General features: G+C 37.0%; 6 protein-coding genes and 2 pseudogenes. All 8 read right to left on the minus strand.

What is annotated here, in order from left to right; all coding sequences use genetic code 11:
• Positions 1-119: 119 nt before the first annotated feature.
• Positions 120-200: pseudogene (locus FTT84_RS16220) on the minus strand (roadblock/LC7 domain-containing protein); the annotation flags it as partial.
• Positions 201-682: 482 nt separating this feature from the next.
• Complete coding sequence (locus tag FTT84_RS16225; RefSeq protein WP_180081846.1) at positions 683-1,267, minus strand: lytic transglycosylase domain-containing protein; 585 nt, start codon at positions 1,265-1,267, stop codon at positions 683-685.
• A gap of 375 nt (positions 1,268-1,642) precedes the next feature.
• The gene (locus FTT84_RS16230; protein ID WP_180081848.1) at positions 1,643-2,128 is read right to left on the minus strand and encodes a GNAT family N-acetyltransferase; all 486 of its coding nucleotides are present in this window, start codon (positions 2,126-2,128) and stop codon (positions 1,643-1,645) included.
• 88 nt (positions 2,129-2,216) lie between these two features.
• A complete protein-coding gene (locus FTT84_RS16235; protein WP_180081850.1) occupies positions 2,217-3,416 on the minus strand; it encodes an acyl-CoA dehydrogenase family protein in 1,200 nt (399 codons plus the stop codon).
• A gap of 27 nt (positions 3,417-3,443) precedes the next feature.
• The gene (locus FTT84_RS16240) at positions 3,444-4,730 is read right to left on the minus strand and encodes an acyl-CoA dehydrogenase family protein (RefSeq protein WP_180081852.1); all 1,287 of its coding nucleotides are present in this window, start codon (positions 4,728-4,730) and stop codon (positions 3,444-3,446) included.
• Positions 4,731-4,971: 241 nt separating this feature from the next.
• Positions 4,972-6,345: an AarF/ABC1/UbiB kinase family protein gene (locus FTT84_RS16245; RefSeq protein ID WP_180058477.1), complete on the minus strand. Its 1,374-nt coding sequence runs from the start codon at positions 6,343-6,345 to the stop codon at positions 4,972-4,974.
• A 160-nt stretch (positions 6,346-6,505) separates the two neighbouring features.
• On the minus strand, positions 6,506-6,811 hold the full coding sequence (locus FTT84_RS16250; RefSeq protein ID WP_067766359.1) for a hypothetical protein: 306 nt from the start codon (positions 6,809-6,811) through the stop codon (positions 6,506-6,508).
• 106 nt (positions 6,812-6,917) lie between these two features.
• Positions 6,918-7,025: pseudogene (locus FTT84_RS16255) on the minus strand (IS701 family transposase); the annotation flags it as partial.

Consider the following 7,025-nt stretch of genomic DNA (forward strand, 5'->3'; position numbering starts at 1 on the left):
AGATCCATGCACGTGTAGCAGTTCTTAACAGATTTACGGAATTAGGTCGACCACTTACCCAAGTTACGCCTTAAATTTGGCTCAATTAGGGGCGCTTTGCATTTCAAATCTTTGTGCAACAAAGCCCTTTCACTATCAACTAATGCGGCAGCAACAAAACCGTCAATTTCAGTTAATCCATTTAAAGATAATTTAGCCATTATTAACCCCAATAATTTATATGTTAATCAGTAATATATTTTTACTGATATGTACGATATTAACTAAATCTAATGAATAAACAATGCCGAAAAATTTCATGTGGTTGATTATTGTTAATCATAAATAAATGAAAGATTGTGAATAGAATATTTTAAAATTTTAAACATGTGTAATTGTGTAGAATATTTAAACTATATTGGTTTTTATTAACATTGGCAATATATAAGTATATTGTTTTTTTATAGAATTTTTATTAATAGTTTTAAAGTATTATTTTATCTTTTTAATATATTAAAGATATTGTCTTATATAAAAATGGTATTAAATAAAAAAACTGTTTGATTGTTAAATATTCACTTAAATATTAAATATAATATTTAAGTTGTTTTAAATAATGTGACTTAAAGCACTTAATTGTTATTAAGTGTGTTTTGATTTGAAAAGTTCAATCCTACGTTTCATCGGATTGAACTTGGATTTATTACAGTGCACTTTTTAGATTTTTTTGATGTTGCTTAACTTGCTTGGCATATCGTTTACCTTGTTTCTTCATTTTTCTATTTGTATTGTAGGCTGTAGGGCCAACATTATAGTAAGCAAGTGCTGTAGGCATACTTCCAGCAGAATTCTTATACTTAGTTAAAATATACGTTCCACAATTAATATTTGTGAGTTCATCATATAGATCACCCTGACAGGTTGTTTGCCAATAACGCGGCATAACTTGAGTCAGTCCAACAGCTCCTGCGGGTGATGTGACATAAGGCCTAAATGTAGACTCTTGACGTATTACCGCTGCAAGTAACAGGGGGTCGACGGCATATTGATCAGCTGTTTGTACAATATATGGTGAAACACGATTGGCAGTCTCTGGATTTACGGCATATGCCTTTTGAATACCTGTGGATAGCTTTGATGCACGTTTGGCAACAGAACCACCACCTAAGGATGAGCAGCCAGTCAAAATTGAAGCGGTAAGCAAGACACTTAAAATTTTGAGGTGATGGTTTTTAGCGGTTTGAATAGTTAAAGAAAGGTTATGTAATTTATTCTGTATCAATTTCATAGTTCAAGTATTTAGCCAGATCATATTTACTGGCTTTGATCTTATGAATCTGACTTAGAATGGTCAAGGTTTTCTCTATTGAACCTCTACAGTGTATTTGTAATATACGCTTATTTTTTCTACATCAATCAATAATAGATAATAAAATAGCCCACTTTGGGTGGGCTATTTTATTGCAGTCTCTCTTCGTACATCATGCATTTCCATGTGCAGCTAAACTTATTATTGTTGTTTTATGTTGAGAGGAATTTCCGTTTCCTTCATAATATCTTAAGGATTTGTATCAATACAGTCAGTCGTTATTCACTTGATCTTATGTAAGCTAAAACGGCTAAGTCTGTCTCTTAAACACATAAACTGTTTGGAGATGTTGAACTATAAATTTTTCAGCATCCAAATTTCACAAGCTTGACTATGTCCTGTGTTTCCTTTCGGCGCTTCTAGATGTTTAAAACCCTTTTTTTCATATAGTTTAACGGCTTGCCCAAGAGAAGCTGTAGTTTCGAGGTAACATGCCTGAAATTGATTGTTTCGCGCGAATTCAAAGCATTTTTCTAAAATTTTGGCTGCAAAACCATGTCCACGTAGTTCAGCTAAAAAATACATTTTCTGGATTTCGAGAATATCGTCTGAACCTTTGAGTGGTGATAAACCACCGCCACCAAGGAGAATACCTTGTTCATTTTCAATGACCCAATATTGTGAGTTATGTTGGGTATAAACTTCGTAAAGATTATCTAAGATAGGGTCTGCAACTGCAAAACCAGATTCTGCTGCTAAGCCAAACTCTGCTGAAACTTTACGAATAATAGCGGCAATAGCTGAATTATCTTGAGCTTGAATAGTACGTATACGAAACATATTGAATTAAAAAGGTAAAATAAAAGATGGATTGTTTATAGACCGATGTCATAAAAAAATCCATCTTTCAGTTATGGATTTAAACCGATTATTTTAATTCACTTGAACTTTTGCCAAGTTCACGACGTGCAACGATGAGTTGTTGAATTTGTTGGGTACCTTCAAAAATATCCAAGATTTTTGAGTCTCGTGCCCATTTTTCCAATAGTTCATCTTCGTTATATCCAACGGATGCTGCTAATTCTACACATTTAAGTGTTATTTCATTACCTACTCGTCCTGCTTTTGCTTTAGCAATAGAAGCTTCACGTGAGTTTGGTTTTTTATTATCGGCCATCCATGCAGCTTTAAGCATCAATAAACGCGATGCCTCCCATTCAGCTTCCATTCTATAAATTTGAGCTGCGATATTTGAACTTTGTAAAAATGGCGTTACATATTCCGCATCAAGTTCATCTTTAAAAATTTCTTTGATTCGCTCAAGTGATGCTTTAGCACAACCAACTGCCATTGCTGCGACTAAAGGGCGTGTATTGTCAAAAGTTTCCATGACACCAGCAAAACCTTTAGCTACATCAATTTCCGCATTTCCAAGCAAATTGGCCGCAGGAACGCGGCAATCAATAAAGCTAATCGCAGCGGTATCTGAAGCTTTAATACCGAGTTTGTGCTCTAAGCGCTCCACAGTCATACCAGGTGTGCCTTTCTTAACAACAAAAGACTTGATGGCTGCACGACCTAATTTTTTATCTAAGGTTGCCCAAACCACAACTGAATCTGCACGTTCACCAGAAGTCACAAATATTTTTTCGCCATTAAGTACATATTCATCACCATCTTTCGTCGCCGTGGTGCGAATGGCAGCTGAATCTGAGCCACAGTTGGGTTCTGTAATCGCCATGGCTGCCCAAGTGCCTTTAAGGCGTTCTAGTTGCTCATCATTTGCAACGGCAGCAATAGCTGAATTTCCTAATCCTTGGCGCGGCATACTCAGTAAAAGTCCTGTATCGCCATAACACATCTCTATCACACTTAAGGCTGTCGACATGTTCACGCCATTTTTATTTCCACTATCTGTATCACCACGCTTGTTTACCGCAGCACCTGCATTCATGCCATCTCCACCGTCGTTCATGCCATCAACGAGTGATGACAACATATCTAATTCCTTAGGATATGCATGTTCGGCTTTGTCATATTTACGTGAAATAGGGCGGAGCACATTGAGTGCAACTTCGTGTGCTTGATCGATCAGCATTTTGAATTTTTTTGGATTTTGTAAATTCATGATTTATTCCTTATTTTTTATACTGATCTAAGCATGTAAGCCAGAGTGTAAAATTGCAGTGGCACGTAAATCACGGTACCAACGTTCAACAGGATGTTCTTTGGTAAAGCCATGACCACCTAAAATTTGCACACCATCAGTACCAATTTTCATGGATTTTTCAGCACAGAGCAGACGAGCTAAATAGGCTTCACGATGAAAAGGTTTACCTGCCTCAGCTAAACTTGCAGCATTTAAAATCAACATATGCATAGCATCTAGCTCAATAGCCATATCTGCAATCATAAAAGCGACACTTTGACGATGTGAGATGGGTTCACCAAAGGCCGTTCGTTCGTTGGCATATCGAATACAGTATTTTTTAACGGCTGTAGCAGTGCCTACAGCGATTGCACACCACATCAAATTGCCTAAATCAACAAATGCACTGTAGTTAAAATCATCATCACCTAAACGTTGAGCAGGCGTCTGATTAAAGTTGAGTGTTACCGTTTCCGTTGCTTTTAATCCCATTGCTGGGGATTTTTTTGCGCTGATGGTTTGATCACGTTGTACTACAAATATTTCGGGTTGGCCGTTTAGCATGGCTGATACTAAAATTACATCAGCTTTCTCACCGAGTATGACTAAGGTTTTTTCACCACTGATTTTATAGTTTGAACCATCTGCGATAGCGCGGGTTTTTAGTTGCATGGGATTAAATGCAGCCGTTGCTTCTTGGACGGCAAATGTTGCGATGATGTCTGCGTCTTCAGCAAATACAGGTAAATATGTTGCTTGAATAGATTCTGAGCCCCATTGTGTTATTGCATTGATACAACTAAAGGTCGAAAGCAACCCAGCTGTAAGGCTAAAATCACCTTCGGCAAGCTGTTCTGCAATTAAGATATTACTGATAATATTTTTCTCTGCAGCTACGCCGCCCAAAGCTTCAGGCAGGGCATAATAATTTAAACCTAAATCTTGTACATGCTGCCAAAGGACGTCAGGAAATTTTTCATCCTGATCTGCTTGGTGAGCAAGCGGATAAAGGATTTCACTGGCAAATTGCTGCATTGCTTCAGCAGTCATGTGCTGTTCTTCGGTCAAATTTAAATCGAACAATGATTTTTGCTGATTAGGTAGACGTTGCTTATGTACATCCTTATTGGTTTTAAAGGCTTTTTGCGTATGGCTCAAGGTTTTAAATCCAGCCTTTGAACCTTGATACAGCGATTTCTCAACCAATTTGCGTAATTTAAATTGATCTAATACGTGACTACCAGCCATTTTTGTTAAAAGAGAAAGCCCAAATCCTTGTGCCTTGTTTACCATATTGGTCATTGTTGTTTTCCATTCACCTTGTTCTATTTTTATGCTGACATGGCGATTACATAAAAACCATGTCAGAAGTGACATGCTTAATTGTCAATGATGAACGGCTGTAGCTGGGTGGTATTGAAATCTAAGAGATTGAAATTATGAAATTTAATGAAAAGTTAAAATGAATGCTTTTTTTATTAATTGACTTGGCTGACATTTTTTCAACCAAGTCGTTGGCGAATTGTAATTAAAATTATTGATACTTTTGAATCATACGACGTACATTGGTTTTTGCTTCAATGACGGTCATAAATGTATAAGCACCAATAAATTTACGGCTAATAAACATAAATTCTTTCGGTGGAACAGAGAAATAACGTGATGCCATTGATTTAGAAGCTTGTTGCATAACACGACTATGTAATTGGCTTTTTTTCCAATCATAGTGATTTTGCTCGTCCATAACGCCAGCAGGGATGTTTGGATTATTTTCATTGCTACTGAATGCTTCAGTCGCAAGTAAGAAAACTTTAGCCATGTCTGGCTTGATACTTTGTGGAATGCCATCAAAGAATTCATAACCTGTCATGGCTTTCACCATTTGATCCGAACTGTGGTTATAACCTGCAGTAATTAAATTACGAGCGACGCTAAGTAAATGTTCATCGAACTGACGAATTGCACCGAAGTCGAGTAAAACAATCTTATCAAGTACATCGGCACCATTGCCTAGACGTACCAAGTAATTACCAAAGTTTGGGTCAGTTTGCATTTCTCCCCATTCGAAGATTTCACGTACTGCAATTTCAAGAGAAGCTTCGCCTAATGCATTACGTCGCTCTTGAGGTAGCGAGAGCATGACTGGACTATTAATCGGTACGCCACGTTCAAATGTCATACACAACACTTGATTGGTTGAGTAGCCATCAATGATTTGCGGCACGATATAGCGTGGATCTTCTTTTAAGCGCGAAGCAAAACGGCGTGTCGTATCTGCTTCAATTTTATAATTGACTTCGCGGTGCATCATTTCGCGCACTTCATCAAACCATTGATCAAATTCACGGGTTTGAGGCACCATACGGGTGAGTTTCAGCATGTTTTTGAATAGATTCATATCTGAATCTATTGCATCTGCCACACCCGGATATTGAATTTTTAAGACCAGCTCTAGGCCATCAGATTTGCGTTTTGCACGGTGCACTTGCGCTAAAGATGCTGTACCCAGAGGCTCATGATCAATAACTAGATCATCAAGTTTTGAACCAAGTTGATCTTGTAGTTGAACTTTTATTGCAGGCCATGCCAAAGCGACAGTCTGATTGTTAAGTGTATTTAAGGCTTGCGTAATTTCTTCTGGCAGGAAATGCTCACCATATAAAGCCATCATTTGCCCAATTTTGACGATTGAGCCTTTTAATTTTCCAATTTCTGCGACGAGATATTCAGCCTGATCTTTCATCGCTTTTTTACGTTTTTTCTCTTTTTCTTCTTCACTTGAAAACATAGAAGTAGCGTTAGATGCAGCCCAACGAGTACCTGCAAGCAATGAAGCTTTAGCGATAGATAAGCGACGATCCATAGAGGAGGTTTTCAGTTGTTTAAGCTTATCGTTCTGATCTGACATGTAAATTAAATCCTTTAATCAGCAATTCGCAGAAAAATACATTGTATCGAATTCTAGCGTTTCTTAACGTATTAAAATAGTTCAACTTACTGAATCAGCAGTAAGCTTATGCAAACTGATTACTAAAGCTTTATTTTTAAGCAGGATTAGAGATCAAATTTTATAGATTAAACTTGATTTTAACGCTGCTGTTTCGCTGTAACTCAAGTTTGTGTGCTTCTATATGTTGCTTAATCAAGTTGTGCACTTCAGTGTGAGTAAAGCCAGAAGCGTAACCTTTTACAATGACGATACTGGGCAAGCTGAAAAATAAAGCACGCGCATTTTCAATCGTTGCTTGAGGGAAAATATCCAAATCAACCAACATTTGCTGAAAATATTTTTTTTCAGATTGTACGGTTTGTGATTGGGTGTCGTCCCAATAGCTTTGACGCATAGCCATCAAATTATTATGTTTGTAGCTCATATTTAGCCCAAAATAAAACTTAAAATTATCAATGGGGGTAAAAGTACAGACTTAAAGGGCTTTTTATCACTAACCGATAAACACTCTTTTTAGGACTTACGCACTATTATTTATAGATTCTCTGTGGTAGCAGATGATTTTTATCGAGAATAAAGTCATCAATGAAGTTTTTGATAACTGGTCTAAATAATTTCTTCTGCCAACGATATACATT

Source organism: Acinetobacter sp. YH01019 (genome assembly GCF_013420285.1).
GTDB classification, from domain to species: Bacteria; Pseudomonadota; Gammaproteobacteria; order Pseudomonadales; family Moraxellaceae; genus Acinetobacter; species Acinetobacter gandensis.